This window comes from Tepiditoga spiralis (genome assembly GCF_014701195.1).
In the GTDB taxonomy this organism is placed as follows: domain Bacteria; phylum Thermotogota; class Thermotogae; order Petrotogales; family Petrotogaceae; genus Tepiditoga; species Tepiditoga spiralis.
Genome location: NZ_AP018712.1, coordinates 1,486,273 through 1,508,190, shown reverse-complemented (window position 1 = coordinate 1,508,190; position 21,918 = coordinate 1,486,273). Strand labels below are relative to the sequence as shown.

The 21,918-nt window shown below is 30.9% G+C and carries 18 protein-coding genes, 1 tRNA gene, 2 rRNA genes and 2 riboswitches; of the genes, 18 read left to right on the top strand and 3 right to left on the bottom strand.

Annotation, left to right across the window (positions count from 1 at the left end):
* Positions 1-70: 70 nt before the first annotated feature.
* The 18 genes from IGS63_RS06980 (at position 71) to IGS63_RS06895 (ending at position 18,609) form a co-directional block, all read left to right on the top strand.
* A complete protein-coding gene (locus IGS63_RS06980) occupies positions 71-1,777 on the top strand; it encodes an NAD(P)/FAD-dependent oxidoreductase (RefSeq protein WP_190613634.1) in 1,707 nt (568 codons plus the stop codon).
* A complete protein-coding gene (locus IGS63_RS06975; RefSeq protein WP_198423031.1) occupies positions 1,761-2,999 on the top strand; it encodes an NAD(P)/FAD-dependent oxidoreductase in 1,239 nt (412 codons plus the stop codon). Before IGS63_RS06980 ends, IGS63_RS06975 begins: the two co-directional genes overlap by 17 nt.
* The gene (locus tag IGS63_RS06970) at positions 2,999-3,349 is read left to right on the top strand and encodes a DUF1667 domain-containing protein (RefSeq protein WP_198423030.1); all 351 of its coding nucleotides are present in this window, start codon (positions 2,999-3,001) and stop codon (positions 3,347-3,349) included. The genes IGS63_RS06975 and IGS63_RS06970 overlap by 1 nt, the downstream gene beginning before the upstream one ends.
* A 2-nt stretch (positions 3,350-3,351) precedes the next feature.
* Positions 3,352-4,896 carry an FGGY-family carbohydrate kinase gene (locus tag IGS63_RS06965; protein WP_190613630.1) on the top strand — a complete coding sequence of 515 codons (1,545 nt, stop codon included), beginning with the start codon at positions 3,352-3,354 and terminating at the stop codon, positions 4,894-4,896.
* A 10-nt stretch (positions 4,897-4,906) separates the two neighbouring features.
* Entirely contained in the window at positions 4,907-6,628 is a 1,722-nt protein-coding gene (locus tag IGS63_RS06960) for an FAD-binding oxidoreductase (RefSeq protein ID WP_190613628.1), read from the top strand.
* Between the two features lie 157 nt (positions 6,629-6,785).
* Positions 6,786-7,979: a hypothetical protein gene (locus IGS63_RS06955; protein ID WP_190613627.1), complete on the top strand. Its 1,194-nt coding sequence runs from the start codon at positions 6,786-6,788 to the stop codon at positions 7,977-7,979.
* 74 nt (positions 7,980-8,053) lie between these two features.
* Positions 8,054-8,155: riboswitch (purine riboswitch) on the top strand.
* Between the two features lie 58 nt (positions 8,156-8,213).
* Positions 8,214-8,621, top strand: coding sequence for an AIR carboxylase family protein (locus IGS63_RS06950; RefSeq protein ID WP_190613625.1), 408 nt, complete (start codon positions 8,214-8,216; stop codon positions 8,619-8,621).
* 1 nt (position 8,622) lies between these two features.
* Positions 8,623-9,327: a phosphoribosylaminoimidazolesuccinocarboxamide synthase gene (gene purC / locus IGS63_RS06945; RefSeq protein ID WP_190613624.1), complete on the top strand. Its 705-nt coding sequence runs from the start codon at positions 8,623-8,625 to the stop codon at positions 9,325-9,327.
* Complete coding sequence (purS, locus tag IGS63_RS06940) at positions 9,324-9,587, top strand: phosphoribosylformylglycinamidine synthase subunit PurS (RefSeq protein ID WP_190613622.1); 264 nt, start codon at positions 9,324-9,326, stop codon at positions 9,585-9,587. Before purC ends, purS begins: the two co-directional genes overlap by 4 nt.
* Positions 9,587-10,255: a phosphoribosylformylglycinamidine synthase subunit PurQ gene (purQ, locus tag IGS63_RS06935; RefSeq protein ID WP_190616131.1), complete on the top strand. Its 669-nt coding sequence runs from the start codon at positions 9,587-9,589 to the stop codon at positions 10,253-10,255. Before purS ends, purQ begins: the two co-directional genes overlap by 1 nt.
* A complete protein-coding gene (purL, locus tag IGS63_RS06930) occupies positions 10,239-12,410 on the top strand; it encodes a phosphoribosylformylglycinamidine synthase subunit PurL (RefSeq protein WP_190613620.1) in 2,172 nt (723 codons plus the stop codon). The genes purQ and purL overlap by 17 nt, the downstream gene beginning before the upstream one ends.
* 3 nt (positions 12,411-12,413) lie before the next feature.
* A complete protein-coding gene (gene purF, locus IGS63_RS06925; protein ID WP_190613618.1) occupies positions 12,414-13,769 on the top strand; it encodes an amidophosphoribosyltransferase in 1,356 nt (451 codons plus the stop codon).
* Positions 13,769-14,728, top strand: coding sequence for a phosphoribosylformylglycinamidine cyclo-ligase (gene purM, locus IGS63_RS06920; protein ID WP_190613617.1), 960 nt, complete (start codon positions 13,769-13,771; stop codon positions 14,726-14,728). The genes purF and purM overlap by 1 nt, the downstream gene beginning before the upstream one ends.
* Entirely contained in the window at positions 14,725-15,264 is a 540-nt protein-coding gene (purN, locus tag IGS63_RS06915; protein WP_190613616.1) for a phosphoribosylglycinamide formyltransferase, read from the top strand. The genes purM and purN overlap by 4 nt, the downstream gene beginning before the upstream one ends.
* Before the next feature lie 40 nt (positions 15,265-15,304).
* A riboswitch (cobalamin riboswitch) is annotated at positions 15,305-15,483 on the top strand.
* Between the two features lie 193 nt (positions 15,484-15,676).
* Positions 15,677-16,249, top strand: a complete 573-nt coding sequence (locus IGS63_RS06910; protein WP_190613615.1) for a HutD family protein — start codon at positions 15,677-15,679, stop codon at positions 16,247-16,249.
* On the top strand, positions 16,246-16,698 hold the full coding sequence (locus IGS63_RS06905) for a YaiI/YqxD family protein (protein ID WP_190613614.1): 453 nt from the start codon (positions 16,246-16,248) through the stop codon (positions 16,696-16,698). Before IGS63_RS06910 ends, IGS63_RS06905 begins: the two co-directional genes overlap by 4 nt.
* The gene (locus IGS63_RS06900) at positions 16,685-17,584 is read left to right on the top strand and encodes an aldo/keto reductase (RefSeq protein ID WP_190613613.1); all 900 of its coding nucleotides are present in this window, start codon (positions 16,685-16,687) and stop codon (positions 17,582-17,584) included. The genes IGS63_RS06905 and IGS63_RS06900 overlap by 14 nt, the downstream gene beginning before the upstream one ends.
* Positions 17,585-17,604: 20 nt before the next feature.
* On the top strand, positions 17,605-18,609 hold the full coding sequence (locus IGS63_RS06895) for a metallophosphoesterase family protein (RefSeq protein WP_190613612.1): 1,005 nt from the start codon (positions 17,605-17,607) through the stop codon (positions 18,607-18,609).
* Positions 18,610-18,731: 122 nt separating this feature from the next.
* Here the strand turns inward: IGS63_RS06895 and rrf are convergent.
* The 3 genes from rrf to IGS63_RS06880 form a co-directional block, all read right to left on the bottom strand.
* Positions 18,732-18,846, bottom strand: a 5S ribosomal RNA gene (rrf, locus tag IGS63_RS06890).
* A gap of 30 nt (positions 18,847-18,876) precedes the next feature.
* Positions 18,877-21,794: ribosomal RNA gene (locus IGS63_RS06885) — 23S ribosomal RNA — on the bottom strand.
* A 46-nt stretch (positions 21,795-21,840) separates the two neighbouring features.
* Positions 21,841-21,916, bottom strand: a tRNA-Ala gene (locus IGS63_RS06880).
* Between the last annotated feature and the right edge of the window lie 2 nt (positions 21,917-21,918).

Below are 21,918 nucleotides of genomic sequence, written 5' to 3'. Positions count from 1 at the left end.
TTTATTTTATTAAATTTTTTTATACAATATAAATGTACGTACATTTCATACATTTTAGGGGATGACTTTTATGTTGAAGAAAATACAAAAAAAATTAACCAAAAAAATTTCAAAAGATATCATATGTTCAGAAGAAAATGGAGCAATAAAACTTGAAGGTGAAGTAAATACTTGGAATAAAGTTTATTTAAGTGGTAAAATTGCTGCCAACTCTTCTTATAGAGGAGTAATAAATAAATTAAAAGTAAAAAATTTAAATCTTCCATCAATTTCAAAACCACTATTAAAAGATACAAAACTTCAAAACAAAAAGGTTGATGTTTTAATAATTGGTGGTGGAATAATTGGTTGTTCTATTGCAAGAGAACTTTCAAAGTGGAAAATAAAAACGCTTCTTGTGGATAAAGAATATGATTTAGCCGTTCACACATCTTCAAGAAATGATGGAATGATTCATCCTGGAATAGCTCCAAGACCTGGAAGTAAAAAAGCAATTTATAATTCTCGTGGAAATAAAATGTATACAAAACTTGCAAAAGAATTGGATATTGAATTCAACCGAACTGGTTCTTTGATTCTATATGACAAGTGGTATTTAAAATTTGCTCTTCCTCTATTAAAAATAAGAGCACACGAAAATAAAGTAAGGATGAAATTTTTAAATAAAAAAGAGTTAAAAAAACGCGAAAAATATATATCAGCTGAAATAGAAGGAGGTGTTATCTTTCCAGATGCAGGAATTGTATCTCCATACAAAACAACAATAGCATTTGGTGAAAGTGCAGCAATAAATGATGTTGAATTTTCTTTAGATACGATAGTCACAAACATAATTACAGAAAATAATGAAATAAAGTATGTTGAAACTAACAGAGGAAAACTTTATCCCAAAATAGTAATAAATGCTGCTGGAGTTTTTTCAGATGAAATTGCTGAAATGGCTGGAGACAGATTTTTTACAATACATCCAAGAAAAGGTGAAATTGCACTTCTTGATAAAAAGAAAGGACATATGCTTTACTCCATATTGAGCAAACCTTCTTTAAACTTTAAAAGCACAACAAAAGGTGGAGGACTTGTAAAAACAGTAGAAGGCAATATACTTGCTGGTCCAACTGCAATTGAACAACCATTTAAAGAAGATTATACTACCACTCCAGAAGGTTTAAATGCAATAATAAACAAACATTTAAAAAATATAAAAGGGATAAGAAAAACAGATATTATAACTTATTTTTCGGGCATAAGAGCTTCGACTTATAAAGAAGATTTCATAATAGAAAAGTCACAAAAAATAAACAATTTGGTTCATGCTGCGGGAATACAGTCACCTGGCTTTGCATCCGCTCCAGCAATAGCAGAAGATATTTCAAAAATAACAATAGATATATTAAAAGAAAAAACAAGAGTCGTAAAAAAAGAGAATTGGATTCCTAAAAGAAAGAAAATATTAACCTTAAAAGATATGACCTTTGAAGAAAGAAACAAATTAATTCATAAAAATCCTAATTATGGTGAAATCATTTGTAGATGTGAAGAAATAAGTAAAGGAGAAATCATAGATGCAATACATTCACCAATTCCAGCAACAACTGTTGATGGAATAAAAAAAAGGGTACGAGCAGGGATGGGAAGATGTCAAGGAGGTTTTTGTGCTCCACTTGTAATTAAAATTTTAAATGAAGAACTATCAAAAGATATACTTGAAATAACAAAAAAAGGTAAAGATTCTTATATGGTTGTAGAAGAAACAAAGCGAGATGATAAAAATGTATGATGTTGTTGTAATAGGAGGAGGGCCAGCTGGCCTTGCTGCCGCAGTATCAGCAGAAAAAAATGGTGCAAAAACTTTAATAATAGAAAGAGAAAATAAAATTGGAGGAATATTAAAGCAATGTATTCATGATGGCTTTGGACTTTTAAAATTTCATGAAAAATTATCAGGGCCAGAATATGCTTATAGATACATAGAAATGGCTAAAAATATAGAAACTTTAACTTCAACCTTTGTAACTTCAGTAAAAAAGATAAATGATACATTTCATTTTAATTTAGTAACCAAAGATGGTCTTTTAAAAGTGACTTCAAAATCCTTAATTTTATCAACGGGATGTAGAGAAAGGACTGCAAAACAAATTTTTATTCATGGTACAAGACCTGCAGGAGTTTATACAGCAGGAACTGCACAGTACTTTGTAAATATAATGGGATATCTTCCTGGTAAAAAAACTGTAATCTTAGGAAGCGGAGATATTGGCTTGATAATGGCAAGAAGATTAACTTTGGAAGGTGCTGAAGTTCTTGGCGTTTATGAAGCTAAATCAACTCCATCTGGATTACAAAGAAACATAGCTCAATGTTTGGATGACTTTAATATTCCACTTCATCTTTCAAAAACTGTAACCAAAGTACTTGGAACTGAAAGAGTAGAAGGAGTAATTGTTTCTTCATTAGATGAAACTATGAAAATCCTACCAAATACTGAAGAATTCATTGAATGTGATAGTTTGATATTATCTGTGGGATTGATACCTGAAAATGAAGTTGCCGAATCATTGAATATAACTCTTGATCCATCAACCAAAGGTCCATATGTAGATGATTTTTTGATGTCAGTAGACTCAAAAGGTGTTTTTTCTTGTGGTAATGCACTTCATGTAAATGATTTAGTTGATTATGTTTCAGAAAGTGGTGAAATTGCTGGAAAAAATGCAGCAAATTATTCAAAAAATTTTGAAAAAAATTCAATTAAAGAAAAAGTATCTATAAAAAAAGGCAATAATATATTATACGTTGTTCCACAATATGTAAGTAAAGAATCAAAAGAATTTATACTATACTTTAGAGTAAATAAAGTCATGAAAAACAAAACAGTAATCATAAAAGACACGGAAAATATTATTTTTAAGAAGAAATATCTATTTTTGAAACCACCAGAAATGGAAAAAATAGTATTGAAAATAAATAATCCTTCTCAATTAAAATTGGAAGTGATATGATGAACTTAACTTGTATAGTGTGCCCAAATGGCTGCATGTTAGAAGTATCTAAAAAAAATTCTGAAATAATTGTGAGTGGAAATTTATGCAAAAGAGGTTATGATTTTGCTGTTAATGAACTCAACAATCCTGTAAGAACAATATGCACAACGGTAAGAACTACTTATAAAAATATGTCACGTTTACCTGTAAGAACAAGTGGTGAAGTTCCAAAACCCTTGATTTTTGATATAATGTCAGTAATAAACAAAGTTGTTATAAATGAACCTGTTTCAATTGGAGATATTATAATAGAAAATGTTTTGAATACGGGAGTAGATATTATAGCAACATCAAAATTGGGGGAATAATAATGATTTTAACTATTGATTGTGGAACTCAAAGCATAAGAGCTGCATTAATAAACGAAAACGGAAATATTGTAGCAATCGAAAAAAAAGAGTTTACACCTTATTACTCTGAAAATCCTGGATGGGCAGAACAAAGTGCAGATGTTTATTGGAAAAATTTGTGCAATGCAACTAAAGATTTAAAAGAAAAAAATATTAATCTCTTTGAAAAAGTAAAAGGTGTTGTTGTTACAACATTGAGAGATACAGCAGTTTGTTTAGATAAAGAAGGAAACCCTTTAAGACCCATTATTTTATGGCTCGATCAAAGAAAATCACAAAGTATTTATAAACCTTCAAAAAAACATAAATTAATGTTCAGTGTAGTTGGTATGACTCGAACAATAAACATAATAAGACATAATTCTAAAGCAAATTGGATAAAAGAAAATGAACCTGAAATTTGGAAAAAAACATATAAGTATGCACAAGTTTCTGGATTTTTTCATCATAAATTAACTGGAAACTTTATTGAATCTATTGCAAGTCAAATAGGTCATCTTCCTTTTGATTATAAAAATAAAAAATGGACAAAATCAAATTCAAGTTGGAAATGGGAAGTTTTTGGAGTTGAAAAAGAAAAACTAATGAAATTAATAAATCCAACAGAAATAATTGGATATATAACAAAAAAAGCCGAAATTGAAACTGGAATAAAAAAAGGAATACCAGTAATTGCTGGAGGTTCTGATAAAGGATGTGAAACACTTGCAAATGGCTGCACAAATCCTAAAAGAGTTAGTTTAAGTTTTGGAACAACTGCAACAGCACAAATATCAACAAAAAATTATTTTGAGCCTTTAAGATTTATGCCATCTTATCCAGCTGTTATCCCAAATTACTATAATCCAGAAATAGAAATTTTTAGAGGATATTGGATGATAAGTTGGTTTAAAAAAGAATTTGCAGAAAAAGAGTTAAAATTAGCAAAAGAACTCAACATCTCACCAGAAAAACTTTTAAATGAACATTTAAATAAAGTACCTCCTGGATCTCATGGATTGATACTTCAACCATACTGGGGACCACACGTAAAAACTCCTGATGCCAAAGGAGCAGTTATAGGTTTTGGAGATATACACACACGTTCACATTTATATAAAGCAATAATAGAAGGAATCAACTATGCACTAATGGATGGAGTTGAAAAATTAGAAAAAAAATCAAAAGTAAAAATAAAAGAAGTAATTGTTGGTGGTGGTGGATCTCAAAGTGATGCCATATGTCAAATTACAGCAGATATGTTTGGAAAACCTGTAAAAAAAATACACACGCATGAAGCATCATCACTTGGTGCTGCAATAATTGGTTTTGTTAGTACTGGAACGTATAAAAATTTTGAAGAAGCAATAAATCACATGATAAAATACAAAAAAACTTTTATTCCAAATAAAAAAAATCATGAAATATATAAAAATTTATTTGAAAAAGTATATAAAAAAATATATCCCAGCATTAAAAATCTCTATTCAGAAATACAAACAATAACCGGATATCCGGAACTTTAGGAGGAATTTTATGAGCTACAAAGGTTTTGAACCAAATTGGTATGAAAAAAAGCCACCAGAAAAATCATATCGTTCACTTTTTAGATGGGGAAAATGGAATGAATATAAACATCCAAATGAAAATTTATATAAATTAATGAAAAAAACATTCAAAGTTACTGATGAAGACTTTAAAAAATATAAAAATATAGGACTCGAAGAAGTTCCAGACAATCATCCAATAAATTTAAACTCTGAACAAATAAAAACTATTGAAAGCATCGTTGGAAAAGAAAACATAAAAAAAGATACTTACACAAGAGCTGGAGTATCTTATGGAAAAACAATGTTAGATGCTTTGAGAATGAGAGAAAAAATAATAGAAAATATTCCAGATATAGTTGTGTATCCAAGAAACAAAGAAGATATAAAAGAACTGGTTAATTACTGTAATAAAGAATTAATACCTGTATATGTTTTTGGTGGAGGTTCATCAGTTTGTAGAGGACTTGAAGCTGTTAAAGGCGGAATAACTCTTGATATGAGAAAACATATGAATAAAGTCATCAAATTTAATGAAAAAAATCAAACAATAACCGTTCAACCTGGAATGCAAGGACCTGAACTTGAAAAAATATTGAATGATGCAGTTAATTTATTCAATGCCAAAATACCATATACTTGTGGACACTTTCCACAATCTTTTGAATATTCTTCAGTTGGCGGTTGGGTTGTTACAAGAGGAGCTGGACAAAACTCAACTTACTTTGGAAAAATAGAAGATATAGTGTTATCTCAAGAATATGTAACTCCTGCTGGTATAATAAAAACAGGAGAATTTCCAGCTCAGTCAACTGGTCCAGATGTAGATCAAATAATGATGGGAAGTGAAGGAACATTTGGTGTTTTAACTGAAGTCACATTAAAAGTATTCAAATATATGCCTGAAAATCATCAAAAGTTCAGTTTTATTTTTAAAAATTGGGAAGATGCAAAAGAAGCAGCTCGTGAAATAATGCAAGGACAGTTTGGATTTCCATCAGTATTCAGACTATCCGATCCAGAAGAATCAGATGTTGCTCTGAAACTATATGGCGTAGAAGGAACTTTTTTAGATAAAATGATTTCAGCTCGAGGTTATAAACAAGGCGAAAGATGTTTGATGCTTGGATTTACAGAAGGAGAAAAAAATTTCTCAAAATTAGTAAAGAAAAATATAAAAAAGATATGTAAAAAACATGGTGCAATGTACACAACTGGTTATATAACAAAAAGCTGGGAAAAAGGAAGATTTAAAGACCCTTATTTAAGAGAAGATTTAGGAGATTTTGGCATCATGATAGATACTCTTGAATGTACTGTAAATTGGGAAAATTTAGAAGAAGTACATACAGGAGTTAGAGAATATTGCCATAGTCGTCCAGACACTATTTGTATGACACACATGTCTCATTTTTATCCTCAAGGTGTAAACTTGTACTTCATATTTATAGCAAAAATGGATACAATAGAAGAATATGTTGACTACCAACATGGTATACTCGACAACATTCAAAAGTATGGAGCTACAATGAGCCATCATCATGGAATTGGAAAAATGATTGCTCCATGGCTCGAAGGACAAATTGGAAAAAATCAAATGGAAATTTTTAAAACCTTAAAAAAACATTTTGATTCAAACAATATAATGAATCCAGGTGGAACACTTGGTCTTGATTTAAAAGAAGAAGAAAAAAAGTTTATTAAACAATAAACAAAACAGCGAGATTAAATCTCGTTGTTTTGTTTTAAAATGTTAATACTATTATAATTATTATTTTATTTCTTACAAAATTGTAAGTTTATATATTAAAATTTACTGTATAATATAGTTATGAACATATATTATACTTTAATTTGGAGGAGAAAAAATGAAAAAGCTTATCTTATTAATTGTTATCTTATTCTCAATTTTTAGTTTTGGTGAAATAACTAAAGAATACTTAAATAATTTTGAATATTCACAATTAATAAAATCAAATGATGATTTATTAAAAATAATAGGCTATTATAAACTATACTTTAAATTTGGATTTACAGGAAATAAAATTAAAGCTGAAAAGTTATTTTATTCTTTTCAAAAAAATTATAATAATGAAAAAGATATAGCAATAATTGATTTAATTAAATCATTAGACACATTCAGTCAAATTGAAATGTTAAAACCAATTAAAACTTTAACAAATTTAGATAATAAGTACAACAATGATTTAATAAAAATTCTCAGACTTGAATATATTTATAAAGACTGGAAGAGAAGCGGTGATCCAAAAATAGCCAAAGAAATAATGAACACTTTGAATTATTTAAAAGAAAAATATGGAGAAACAGTTTTTTATTCTTATTATTATTCCTTATTCAACATTGAATCCAGATTATATGGTATAAGATCACTTGCTTATAAAGAATTAAAAAATGGTATATTAAACTTTAAAAAATCAATGATTTTGAAAGAACTTTTTTTAACTGGTGCAAGAAAAGAAAGTGAAATTTCCTTTATTCCTTCGGAAGTACAAAAAAATGATGAATCTCTTTATTTAAATATAGCAAAGGAATATATAGACTCTAATCGAAATAATGCCTATGTATTGTTATCAATAGAAGAATTTTATTTAAAAAATAATTTATATCAGCAAGCAAAAAAATTATTAAAAAATCTAAAACAATCTAATAAAGTAAATAAAGTACTACCAAGATTTTACGAATTATTGGGCGATTATTCTTTAAATATAGATGATAAAGTATCTTTTTACGAAAAATCTTTAAAACTTTTAAATAAAAATTATGATCTTTGGGGTAAATTTGGTTTAGCAGTATACAAGCAAGATCCTGTAAAAAACAAAACACTAGCAAGAATAGCTTTAAACAATGCCACAGATGCTCCAAACCAACCTCAAGAAGTTTATGACCTATTAAAAAAATTAAGAAATGATATGAAATTACATTTATTTTTAACTGTAATTTTACCTATAATACTTGTATTTATAGTTGGAATTACTATGTTGTTACTATATGAAAAGCGAAATAAAAAGAAACAAAGAGAGATGATGTTGAAAGGTGATTAACTCATTCTTAAAGGTTAAGTTTTTATTTCTTAACTTTTAAACTAATTTATTTTGTTAGAATGTTTTTGAAAAGTAAAAAATATTAAGCCTCTTCCTGTATATGTTCGATAATATGGTTCGAATGTTTCTACCGGGTTACCTTAAATTACCCGACTACAGGAAGAGGGGTGAATAAATTTATACTCGCCTCTCTTCCTGATAAGAGAGGCGAGTATAAATTTAGGAGGATATTTTATGCAAAAAGTACTTATTGTTGCTGGAAGTGAATCAGATAGAGGGTTTGTAAATCAAGCACTTGAATTATTTGATGGCTGGAATATTGAATATGAATTCAAAATTTTTAGTGCACATCGGAACCTTAAAGAATTACAAAGTTTTTTAGAAACTCTTTCAAAAGATTTTAAGGTAATAATAGGTGTTGCTGGACTTTCTGCTGCTCTTCCCGGAGTTATAGCCTCCATTTCTTCCCTTCCTGTAATAGGTGTTCCTCATGATGTCGGCCCATTAAATGGTGTTGATGCTATCCTTTCCATGGCAATGATGCCAAAAGGTGTTCCTGTAGCTACAATGGGTATAGGAAATCATGGTATGAAAAATGCTGCTTATCTTGCAAAAAGAATATTAGATTTAGGGAGGAATTGAAATGAATGTAAATGAATTAAAATTTATCTATGAAGGGAAAGCAAAAAAATTATTTGAGTATGAAAACAATGTATTGATCTATTACAAAGATGATGTAACTGCTTTTAATGGAGAAAAAAAAGACAATTTAATAGGTAAAGGAAAAATAAATAAAAAAATATCTGTTTTTATGTTTGAATTAATGGAAAAAAATAATGTAAAAACTCACTTCATAAAAGATATTGATGAAACAACTTTTTTAGCTAAAAAAGTTGAAATCATGCCACTTGAAGTAATAGTAAGAAATTATACAGCAGGAAGTTTTTGTAAAAGATATGGTATAGAAAAAGGAAAAAAATTAAAAATGCCTTTAGTTGAATTTTCATTAAAAAATGATGATTTAGGAGATCCAATGATTTCAGATGATGCAATTATTGCTTTAGATATATGTTCAAAAAAAGATTTAGAACATATAAAAAATGAAGCTTTAAAAATAAATAATATTTTAAATAATTACTTTAAACAATTTGATATATTACTCGTAGACTTCAAAGTTGAATTTGGAAAAAACAATAATGAAATACTACTTGCTGATGAAATTTCTCCAGACACTTGTAGATTCTGGGATAAAAATACAATGGAATCATTAGATAAAGACGTTTATAGAGAAGGGAAAGGAGATCTTGTAGATACTTATACAGCTCTTATTAGGAGGATAAATTTATGAAATCATTTAAATTTGAAGTTTTAATAAGTCTTAAAAAAGGTATTTTAGATCCACAAGGAAGTGCAACTGAAAAAGTTTTAAAAAGATTAAATTATCCTGTTAACAGTGTTAGATTTGGTAAAAATATAGAATTAACTGTAAATGAAGAAACAGAAGAAAAAGCTCTAAAAATTGTAAATGAAATTGCTGATAAATTATTATCAAATCCAGTTTTAGAGAAGTATGAAATAAAATTACTTTCCACGGAGGTATTAGCATGATAAAAGCTGGTATAATTGTTTTTCCAGGATCTAATTGTGATAGAGATGCAGAATTCGCATTAAACTCCTGTGGATTTGAAACTGAATATATATGGCATGATTATGATAATATTTTAAAATATGATTTTATTTTCATACCTGGTGGCTTTTCTTATGGAGACTATTTAAGGGCTGGAGCTCTTGCAAAGTTTTCACCAGTAATGAAACATGTTGAAAAGTTTGCAATTGAAAAAAAAGGATTAATCATGGGAGTTTGTAATGGATTTCAAATTTTAACAGAAACTGGCATGCTACCAGGAGCTCTCAGTAAAAACACATCTTTAAAGTTCATTTGTAAAGATGTAGATGTAAATGTAGAAAGTTTTGAAACTCCATTTACAAAATATATCGAAAAAAAGAAATTACGTTTACCAATAGCTCATTCAGAAGGAAATTTTAAAATAGAAAAAAAGGATATAGAGTTAATTAAAGATAAAGTGGCTTTCAAGTATGTTGAAAATCCAAATGGTTCCTATGAAGATATTGCAGGAATATTTAATAAAAATTTAAATATTCTCGGAATGATGCCACATCCAGAAAGAAACTCTGTAAAAACTCTTGGAAATGGAGATGGAGCTTACATATTTTTATCCATTAGGAGGTATTTAGAAGATGCAAAAAACAATTAATCCAGAAGTTCTTTCTACACAACTTGGCTTAAATTCATATGAATATAAATTAATAAAAGAAAGACTTGGAAGAGAACCAAATGAACTCGAAGTTTATTTGTTTTCTGCACAATGGTCTGAACATTGTGGATATAAACATTCAAAAACTTTAATAAAAACTTTACCAATAACTATTGAAGATGAAAATGCTGGATATGTTAAAATAGATGATACTGCAATAGTGTTTAAAGTTGAAAGCCATAATCATCCAAGTGCAGTAGAACCTTATCAAGGTGCTGCTACTGGAATTGGTGGAATAGTAAGAGACGTATTAGCAATGGGAGCAAGACCAATTGCATTACTCGATTCATTAAGATTTGGACCATTAACTGATCCAAAATCAAAACATTTATTTGAAGGTGTAGTTTCAGGAATAAGTGGTTATGGAAACTCAATTGGAGTTCCAACAGTAGCTGGAGAAACATCTTTTGATGAAACATATTCTACAAACCCTTTAATAAACGTAATGTGTGTTGGAACAGCAAAGGAAGATGAATTAACCTCTTCAAAATCTGCTCAACATAATAAATTATTTGCATACGTTGGTTCTAAAACAGGTAGAGATGGAATACATGGTGCTTCATTTGCCTCAAAAGAACTTTCTGGAGAAGATGAAAGATCTTCTGTTCAAGTTGGAGATCCATTTTCTGAAAAAAATTTAATAGAAGCAACGCTTGAAATAGCAGCTTTACAAGGAGTACTTGCTTGTCAAGATATGGGAGCAGCTGGTTTTTTAAGTTCTTCATCTGAAATGGCAGATAAAGGTAACTTAGGTTGTATTTTAAACCTTGAAAATGTACCTGTTAGAGAAGAAAATATGCAGCCTTGGGAAATAATGTTATCTGAATCTCAAGAAAGAATGTTGTTCTTAATAGAACCTGGATGGGAAGCAGAAGTAGAAAGAATTGCTAAAAAATACTTTTTAGATTTTGCTATTGTTGGAAAAACAACTTATGAAAAAAAGATGAAATTATATATGAATGAAAAAGAACTTTGTAATGTTCCAATAAAACTATTGGTAAATGCACCACAATTGTATGTAAAAAGTGAAGTTCCTGGATATTTTTATGTTCATAGAGCCAGAAAATATCCTGAAATAACAACAAATTCAAGAAGAATATTATTAGATTTATTAAAACATCCAAATATAACAAATAAAAAATGGGTTTTTGAACAATATGATTACAAAGTTGGAACAAATACGGTAATTACCCCTGGTAAAGCTGATGCTTCTGTTTTATGGATAAAAGGGAATCATAAGGGAATTGCTGTTACAATAGATGGAAATGGACTTTATACATTTTTAGATCCATATGAAGGAAGTAGAAATATAGTATATGAAGCAGCAAGAAATCTAATTGCTGTTGGTGCAAAACCATTAGGAATTACAGATAATATGAACTTTGGAAATCCTGAAAATTCAACTGTGCGTTGGCAATTTGAACAATCTATAAAAGGAATTGGATCTGCATGTAGAGAATTAGAAACTCCTGTAACTGGAGGTAATGTTAGTTTTTATAATGAATCAGAAACAGAAGCAATATATCCAACACCTGTAATAGGAATGGTTGGAGAAGTATCTGATTTAAAGAAAACAATGACTATGGACTTTAAATTTCCTTCAGATAAAGTATATTTAGTTGGTAAAACAATTATGAATAAAGAATTCATTGGCGGAAGTTTATATTTAAAAATGAATGGGTTCATTGGAGGTACTATAGATAGAGTAAGAACTTTATTTGAACTTGGACTTCATAAAGTTATTTTGAATTTAATAGATAAAAACTTAGTTAATATGGTTCACGATGTTTCAGATGGTGGATTAGCAGTGGCAATTGCTGAATCTTGTATTACTGGTAACTTAGGTTTTAATGGTAAAATTGGAGAATCAATAGAAGAATATTTTGGTGAAAATCAATCAAGATTCATCGTTTCTGTTCCAGCAGAAAAAACAAATCTTTTTGAAGAATTAGTTACTGAAATGAAAATGGAATTTACTGAATTGGGTACAGTAATGCCTTTTGAATACGGATACAATGCTGGTTTTGGCAGTATACATTTGAATGAATTAAAAGATAGTTACTACAATACCCTTCAAAAAATAATGGAGGATTAAGTTATGTTAATGGAAGAATGTGGAGTTTTTGGTGTTTTTTTAAAAAATGAAGCTAATGTATCTCCTTATATTGTTGAAGGATTAATTGCTCTTCAACATAGAGGGCAAGAAGCAGCTGGAATAGCCTGTTCAAATTTTAAAAAAATAGAATTATATAAAAAATCTGGAACTGTTTCACAAGTTTTCAATGATAAAGTATTGAACGAAATAACTGGAACACTTGGAATAGGTCATGTTAGATACTCAACAAAAGGTGGTTCTTCTGCTGACAATGCTCAGCCTTTTCTAATAAAATATAAAAATGAGTACTTTTCAATAGCTCATAATGGTCAAATTGAAAATGCTGAAAAAGTGAAAAGAGAGTTGGAAAAAAATGGAACAATATTTATGACAGGTTCAGATACTGAATTAATTTTGCATATTTTGGTTGGTAAGTTAAAAACTCCACCACACAAATGGACTCTTGAAGAAATATCCTCAATAATATTTGAAAATATTAAACCATCATATTCATTATTAATTTTATTTGAAGATAGAATAATAGCTATACGTGATAAAAAAGGCTATAGACCTCTTTCTATTTATGAAGATGAATATGGTCATTATATTTCATCAGAAGATTGTGGTTTCAAGTTTTTAAACCCCAATTATAAAAAAATTCGTGAAATAAAACCAGGAGAAGCAGTTGAAATTTCAAAATATGAAGTAAAAAGCATACAACATGAAACAAATGAATATAAACATTGCTTTTTTGAACATGTTTATTTTGCAAGACCCGATTCAAATGTATTTGGAAGAAATGTTCATTTAATGCGTGAAAGACTCGGTCAACAATGTGCAATTGAAAATCCAGTTGATGCAGATATAGTTGTTCCAGTTATGGAGAGCGGTTTTTCTGGAGCATTGGGTTATTCAAAGATATCTGGAATACCAATAGAATTAGGATTAATGAAAAACAGATATATTGGAAGAACCTTTATAAACCCTGGACAAACCAATAGAGAAATAGGAGTAAGAAGAAAATTATCTCCAATAATTCAAGTTATAAAAAATAAAAGAATTGTATTAATAGATGATTCAATAGTAAGAGGAACTACCATGAAAAGAATTGTAGATATGTTAAAAGAAGCTGGTGCTAATGAAGTACATGTTAGAATTGCAAGTCCTGCTGTAAAAGATACATGTAGTTGGGGAGTAGATATACCCAATAAAAAAGATTTGATAGCACAAAAAAATATAGAAGATATAAAAAGTGAAATTCATGCCGATTCTCTTGGATATGTTTCATTGAATGGTGTAAAAGAAATTCTTGGATCAGAATATAAAAATTATTGTTTCTTTTGCTTTGGAGGTAAATAATGGATTATAAAAAAAGTGGAGTTAATATAGATAATGCTGATAAAATGTTAGAAAATATAAGCGAAGAACTTGGAGAAAACAAAGGCTTATATGGAGGAACATTCCCTATATATAAATACTTAAAAGATTATAATGAACCAGTTTTAGTATCTTCTACAGATGGTGTTGGTACAAAAATGATGTTATTAGAAGAAGAAAAACAATGGAATACAGCAGCTATAGATTTAATAGCCATGAATTTAAATGATTTAGTATGTATGGGAGCAAAACCATTATTTTTTATGGACTATTATGCAACAGGCAAATTAAACCCAATTGACGCATCAAACTTTGTTAAAGAACTTTCAAAAGAACTAAAAAAATTAGACTGTCAATTAATAGGTGGTGAAACAGCAGAATTACCTGGAATATTTTCAAAAGGAAAGGTTGACGTTGATGGATTTGTTGTTGGAATAGTAGAAAAAAACGAAATACTATCAAAAGAAAAAGTTAAAGAAAATGATATTTTAATTGCAATAAAATCAAATGGAGTACATTCAAATGGATTTTCACTTGTAAGAAAACTATTAGAAGAAAAAAAATTAAAATATTCTAAAAAAATAATAGCTCCAACTAAATTAATAGTAAAACAAACTTTAAAAATTAAAAATTATATACATGCTGCAGCACACATAACTGGTGGAGGAATAGAAGGAAATTTAATTAGAATAATACCTGAAGGATTAACTGCCAAAATAAATATGAATTGGAACTTACCAGAAATATTTGATGAAATAAGAGAAGCTGGAGTAAATATAGATGATATGTTAAAAACATTCAATATGGGAATTACTATTATTTATGCCGTTTCAAAAGAAAATGAAAAAATAGTTTTAGATGAATTAAAAAATATGGGCGAGGATCCCATAATATTAGGTAAAGTTGAAAAAGGAAGTATTGGAGTAGAAATAATAAGATGAAAAAAATAATTGTATTAGCCTCAGGAAATGGATCTAATTTTGAAGCCTTAAAAAACGAAAATATAAATATTACTCATTTAATATGCAATAAAAAAAATGCTTATGTAATTGAAAGAGCAAAAAAATTAAAAGTACCTTATACAATAATATCTGAAAAAAATAAAATAATATACAACAAAAAATTATTTGAAAAATTAAAAAACTTAAAATTTGATTTGATAGTATTAGCAGGATACATGAAAATATTACCTCCAGAAATAGTAAATTATTATAAGAATAAAATAGTAAATATACACCCATCATTATTACCAGCTTTTCCAGGGACACATTCTATTGAAAAAGCTTACAATTATGGAGTAAAATATACAGGGGTAACTATACATTATGTTGATGAAGGTATGGATACAGGAAAGATTATAGAACAAGAAATAATAAAAATAGATTATACAAAAAACATTGATGCCCTTGAAACTCAAATACACATAATAGAACACAAAATATACCCAAAAATAATTAAAAAACTATTGAATATTTGAATTGACAATAACGATTTTTTTTGTTAGAATAAGTTAAAAGTTAATATAAAATTTTTTAGGTGTCGTAAGACTTAAAAGAAAATTTGGTGTAAATCCAAAACGGTCCGGCCACTGTAAATAGCGACGAAAATCATTAAAAACCACTGGAATTTTTCTGGGAAGGTATGATTAGTAGGAAGAACTATAAGTCAGGAGAACTGCCTAAAAAATAAGTTTTTACTTTCTCCGGGAATAGAAAGTGAACAAATTTTTTAAATTAATTAAAAAATCCTGTTTTCGGAGTATCTGAATTCAGGAGTTTTTTTTACCTCTGTGTGATGTTGTGTGTTAAACGGGAGCAATGCTCCCGTTTATTTATTTTTTAATTATGGATTTATTGATGTATAATAGTAATAAGATTAAGGAGGTAATAATGATAAAACTTACTGAAAAAAATAAATTAAAAATATCCAAATGGTCTGGTGGAAAAACAACAGAATTAAAAATCTATCCAGAAAATTCAATTTATGAGAAAAGAAATTTTTTATGGAGAGTTAGTACAGCTACAGTTGAAACAGAAAAATCTAATTTTACAAAGTTATTAAAAATAAAAAGAATATTGATGATTTTAGAAGGAAAAATAAAATTAATTCATGAAAATCATTATGAAAAAATTTTATCTCAATATGAAAAAGATTCTTTTATGGGAGATTGGGAAACAAAAAGTTTTGGAAAAGTAACTGATTTTAATTTAATGCTTTCTAAAAATTTTGATGGAGATATAAAAAAAATTATTTTTAAAAACAAAAGTATTTCTAAAAAATTAGAAAAAAAAAATACATATATTTTTTATTCAAAAAATGGAAGGTTTGATTTTTATATAGAAAACAAAAAATATACACTAAATTCAGAAAATACTTTAGAAATAACTGACTTTGATGGAAAAATAATAATAGAAAAATATGAACAATCAACTTTAATATATGCAAAGGTTTTTAAAGTATGAGAATTTTAGTCGATGGTGATGCATGTCCAGTAAAAAATATAATAATAGAAATTGCTAAAAAATATAATATTGAAGTTATAATTTTTGCAAGTACTGATCATAATATAAATATTGATTATGCTAAAATAATAAAGGTAGCTCCAGGTAGAGATTCTGTTGACTTAGTTTTAATTAATTCATCAAAAGAAAAAGATATAGTTATTACAAATGATTATGGATTAGCTTCATTAGCATTATCAAAAAAAACTATTCCTATTAGTTTTAGTGGAATTATATTTAACGAATTTAATATTGATTCATTTTTAATGAGTAGATATCTTGGGGCAAAAAGTAGAAGAAGTGGAAAAAATATAAAAGGTCCTTCAAAAAGAACAAAAGAAGATGATATTAAATTTAAAAATTCTTTTCTAACAATTATAAAAAGGGGGATAAAAAATGAATACAAATGAAATTAATCTTTCAAACAGTGGATTAATACTATCTAAAATAGTACATGGAATGATGCGTTTGAACACATGGAACTATACAAAAAAAGAACTTTTAAAATTAATTGAAAAAGATATCGATATTGGAGTAACAACCTTTGATCATGCTGATATATATGGAAATTATACTTGTGAAAAAATCTTTGGAGAAGTTTTAAAAGATAAAAAAGATTTGAGAAGAAGAATACAGATAATTACAAAATGTGGCATTGTCCTTTCAAAAAAAAATCACATAAAGTACTATGATACAAGTAAAGAACACATAATAAAATCTGTAGAAACATCATTAAAAAACTTAAACACAGACTATATAGATTTATTATTAATACATCGTCCTGATCCTTTAATGAATCCTAATAAAGTTGCAGAAGCATTTAATGAATTAAAACGTGATGGAAAAGTACTACACTTTGGTGTTTCAAATTTCACATCACAACAATTTAAAATGATCGAATCAAGATTAAACTTTCCATTAATTACAAATCAAATTGAAGTATCACCATACAATCTTTCAAACTTTAAAAATGATGAAATTAATTTTTTAATGAAAAAAAGGGTAAATCCAATGGCATGGTCTCCTAATGCTGGAGGATTATTATTTAAACCCAATGATGAAAAAAGTAAAAAATTGAATAATGTATTAAATGAAGTAGCAAAAGAATTAAACTTAAATTCTATTGACAAAGTTATATATGCTTGGATTTTAAATCATCCAGCAGGTATTTTACCAATAATAGGAAGTGGAAAAGTAGAAAGATTAAAAATTGCAATTGATTCATTAAATATAAAATTAACAAAAGAACAATGGTTTAAAATTTATACAACTTCATTAGGTCATAATGTATATTAAAATGAAAGGTGATAAATAAAATGAAAAAATTTACTGAAAAATTATTAATAATTTTTGTATTAATAATCTCATTAGTTTCATTAATTAAAATTATATATCCATTTATAAATGATCAAGATGAAAATATAATTTATAACAGTGTACAAAAAATAAACAATTCGACAACAACAGATGATTTTTCTTTTGTTGTTATGGGAGACAATAAAAATTCAATCTCTACATTCAGTAAAATAATAAAAGATGTAAATAATGATGATTCAATAAAATTTATAATAAATACGGGAGATATGGTTTTTGATGGAAATCCAATAAAATATAGTTTTTTTATAAAACAAATAAAAACTTTAAACAAACCTTTTTTACCAGTATGTGGAAATCATGATGTAGCCGATGGTGGTACTGATAAATATAACATGTTGTTTGGACCATTATATTATTCATTTAATACAAAAAATTCATATTTTATTGTTTTAAATAATTCAAATGAAGAAAATATTGATTTGTGGCAAATGAAGTGGTTAATAAAAAAATTAAATGAATCAAAAAAATTTGATCATACTTTTATATTTATGCACGTACCAATATTTGATCCAAGAGTAAAAATGGAAAACCAACCTGGTCATTCAATGAAAAATCTAAACAATGCAAAAAAATTAATGAGTATATTAAAATCATATAAAATAGATAAAATATTTTTTGGACATATTCATGGATATTATAAAGGTAATTTTGAAGGAATACCTTATATAGTTACAGGTGGTGGTGGTGCAGAACTTGTTGGCAGTAACAAAAATCATGATTTTTACCATTATATAAAGGTTACAGTAAAAAACAATGATGTAACTTATGATGTACACAAATTAAATTCACCTGATTTTAATTTTATAGATAGAGTTGGTGCATTTTTATGGTTATATCTTTATGCATTTATAGCAATAAACTATTGGGCAATAATTTTTGCACTTTCAACACTTTTGATTTTAATAATATATTTGAAAAATATTAAGTCAAAAAATAATAAATAATATACAAAACTTTATAAAATAGAAGCGGCTTAGCCGCTTCTTTATTTTTTGTTAAATATATAATAATTTCTTTTTTTAAAAAAGAAAAGAGTCAACCGAAAAGGTTGACTCAAAGAAAAGTGGCGGGACAAAAACCTACTCTTGCACACACGAAGTGTACTACCATCGGCAGATAAAGGCTTAACGGCCAGGTTCGGAATGGATCTGGGTGGTTCCCCTTACCTTATCCTCGTCCCAAATTATTCACTCACTAGTGCATAAGAAAGTTTGTCCAAAGCCTCGGGTTATTAGTACCACTCGACTCAATACATCACTGCACTTACATCTGTGGCCTATCTATGTTCTAGTCTCGAACTACCCTTACCTCATAAATGAGCGGGAAGCCTTATCTTGGAGCCCGTTTCCCGCTTAGATGCTTTCAGCGGTTATCGGTCATGTACTTAGCTACTCAGCTCCTGCCATTTGCCTGACAGCTGATTCACCAGCGGTACACTCACTCCGGTCCTCTCGTACTAAGAGCAACCCTCCTCAAGCTTCCTACGCCCGCAGCAGATAGGGACCGAACTGTCTTACGACGTTCTGAACCCAGCTCACGTACCGCTTTAATGGGCGAACAGCCCAACCCTTGGGACCGACTTCAGCCCCAGGATGCGATGAGCCGACATCGAGGTGCCAAACAACGCCGTCGATATGAACTCTCGAGCGTCATTAGCCTGTTATCCCCAGGGTAACTTTTATCCGTTGATCGACCGCGCTTCCACTCGCCTCGGCCGGGTCACTAGGACCATGTTTCCATTCTGCTCGACCTGTCAGTCTCGCAGTCAAGCCGGCTTTTGCCCTTGCACTCACCGGTGGATTTCCAACCCACCTGAGCCGACCTTCGTACGCCTCCGTTACTCTTTAGGAGGCAACCGCCCCAGTCAAACTGCCCACCTAACGCTGTCCGGCTCATGCTCTTCACATTCCACCGTTAGTAAATCATTATAATGAGGGTGGTATCCCAACGTCGGCTCTAGAAAACCTTGCGATCTCCCTTCTTCGCCTCCCACCTATCCTGTACACATTATAACCATTTACAACGTCAGGCTACAGTAAAACTCCATGGGGTCTTTCCGTCTAACTGCGGGTTGTGGGCATCTTCACCCACTCTGTAATTTCGCCGGATCCTCTGTTGAGACAGCTCCCAGATCGTTACGCCATTCATGCAGGTCGGAACTTACCCGACAAGGAATTTCGCTACCTTAGGACCGTTATAGTTACGGCCGCCGTTTACCGGGGCTTCGTTTCGTAGCTCTCACCACTCCACTTAACCTTCCGGCACTGGGCAGGCGTCAGTCCATATACTTCCACTTTTTGTGTTCGCATAGACCTGTGTTTTTGGTAAACAGTCGCCTGGGACTTTCCACTTCGACTCTCAATCGCATTTTGCAACACCATCAAGAGCACCCCTTCTCCCGAAGTTACGGGGCTATTTTGCCTAGTTCCTTAACAGAGGTTATTCCGCTCCCCTTAGTTTTCTCAACCCGTCTACCTGTGTCGGTTTACGGAACGGTCAGTATTTCTCTCAAGCGATATACGAGGCTTTTCTTGGCAGTGTGACTCCTCCCCGTTAGACTTACGTCCTTCCCTTCACAGCTTTTCCTCCACAAGCGGTTTTCCCTACTCGTTTCTTCGGCTTTACTGCTTAGAAGACCTTGCAACTTGGTCTCGGCGATTCACCTCCTGCGTCCCCCCTTATATCTCGTTCATACTGGTACAGGACTCTTTACCTGTTTCCCATCGATTACCCCTTTCGGGTTCACCTTAGGCTCCGACTTACCCTGGGTGGACGACCCTTCCCCAGGTACCCTTAGACTTTCGGGGTGAATGATTCTCACATTCATTTCGCTACTCATGCCCGCATCCGCTCTTGTGTCTCGTCCAGCAAACCTTCCAGTTTACCTTCTCCCTACTACACAATGCTCTCCTACCAATTGGATTACTCCAATTCCGCAGCTTCGGTGTATGGCTTTAGCTCCGTTACATTTTCGGCGCATTGTTCTTCAACCAGTGAGCTGTTACGCACTCTTTAAAGGGTGGCTGCTTCTAAGCCAACCTCCTGGCTGTCTTCAGAACTTCACTACCTTTCACACTTAGCCATTTCTTCGGAACCTTAGCTGGCGGTCTGGGCTGTTTCCCTTTCGACCACGGAGCTTATCCCCCGTAGTCTGTCTCCCGACTATTCAGTATTGGTATTCGGAGTTTGACTGATTTCTGAGGTCGCCCCCATACGTCAATCAGTGCTCTACCCCCAATACTTTCTTTGTCGAGGCCGTGCCTACACACGTTTCGGAGAGAACCAGCTATCACCCAGTTCGATTAGCTTTTCACTGCTATCCACATGTCATCCGAAGATTTTTCACTACCTACCGGTTCGGTCCTCCACTTAGTTTTACCTAACTTTCAACCTGCACATGGATAGATCACTGGGCTTCGGGTCTATCGCATTTGACTTTCGCTCTTTTAAAACTCGGTTTCCCTTCGGCTTCGTCTCTTTCGACTTAACCTCGCCATATACGATAACTCGCGGGCACATTAATCAAAAGGCACACGGTCACTTCCGCTCCCGTTTCCTGTAGGCATACAGTTTCAGGTTCTCTTTCACTCCCCTCACGGGGTCCTTTTCACCTTTCCCTCACGGTACTATTCGCTATCGGTCGACCAGGAGTATTTAGCCTTGGAGAGTGGTCTCCCCTGATTCACGCAGGATTCCTCGTGTCCCACGCTACTTGGGATCAGCTTCGATTAGTTTACGAGTTTTCGTCTACAGGACTTTCACCTTCTTTGGTTTATCTTCCCATATACTTCGACTTCCTCTTTACCTATTCCCTCTATTTACAGTTCGAGTTAAGCTGTCCCTCTACCCCAAATTGACAACGGCTGTACCCTTTTACATCAATTTGGTTTGGGCTCTTCCCTTTTCGCTCGCCACTACTCAGGGAATCTCTTTGATTTCTTTTCCTCCAGCTACTATGATGTTTCACTTCGCTGGGTTCGCCTCCCTTTCGGGCTCTTCCGGGTTTCCCCATTCGGATATCTACGGTTCTTCGATTGCTTGCTTCTCCCCGTAGCTTTTCGCAGCTTGCCACGTCCTTCTTCGCCTCTGGTCGCCTAGGCATCCCCTGTATGCCCTTTTTACTTTGGACTTTCTTTCTTATGCACTTGTCAATGAACTTTTCTGAATGATTTCTTTGGTGGAGTGAAGGGGGCTCGAACCCCTGGCCTTCTGCTTGCAAAGCAGATGCTCTCCCAACTGAGCTACCACCCCGT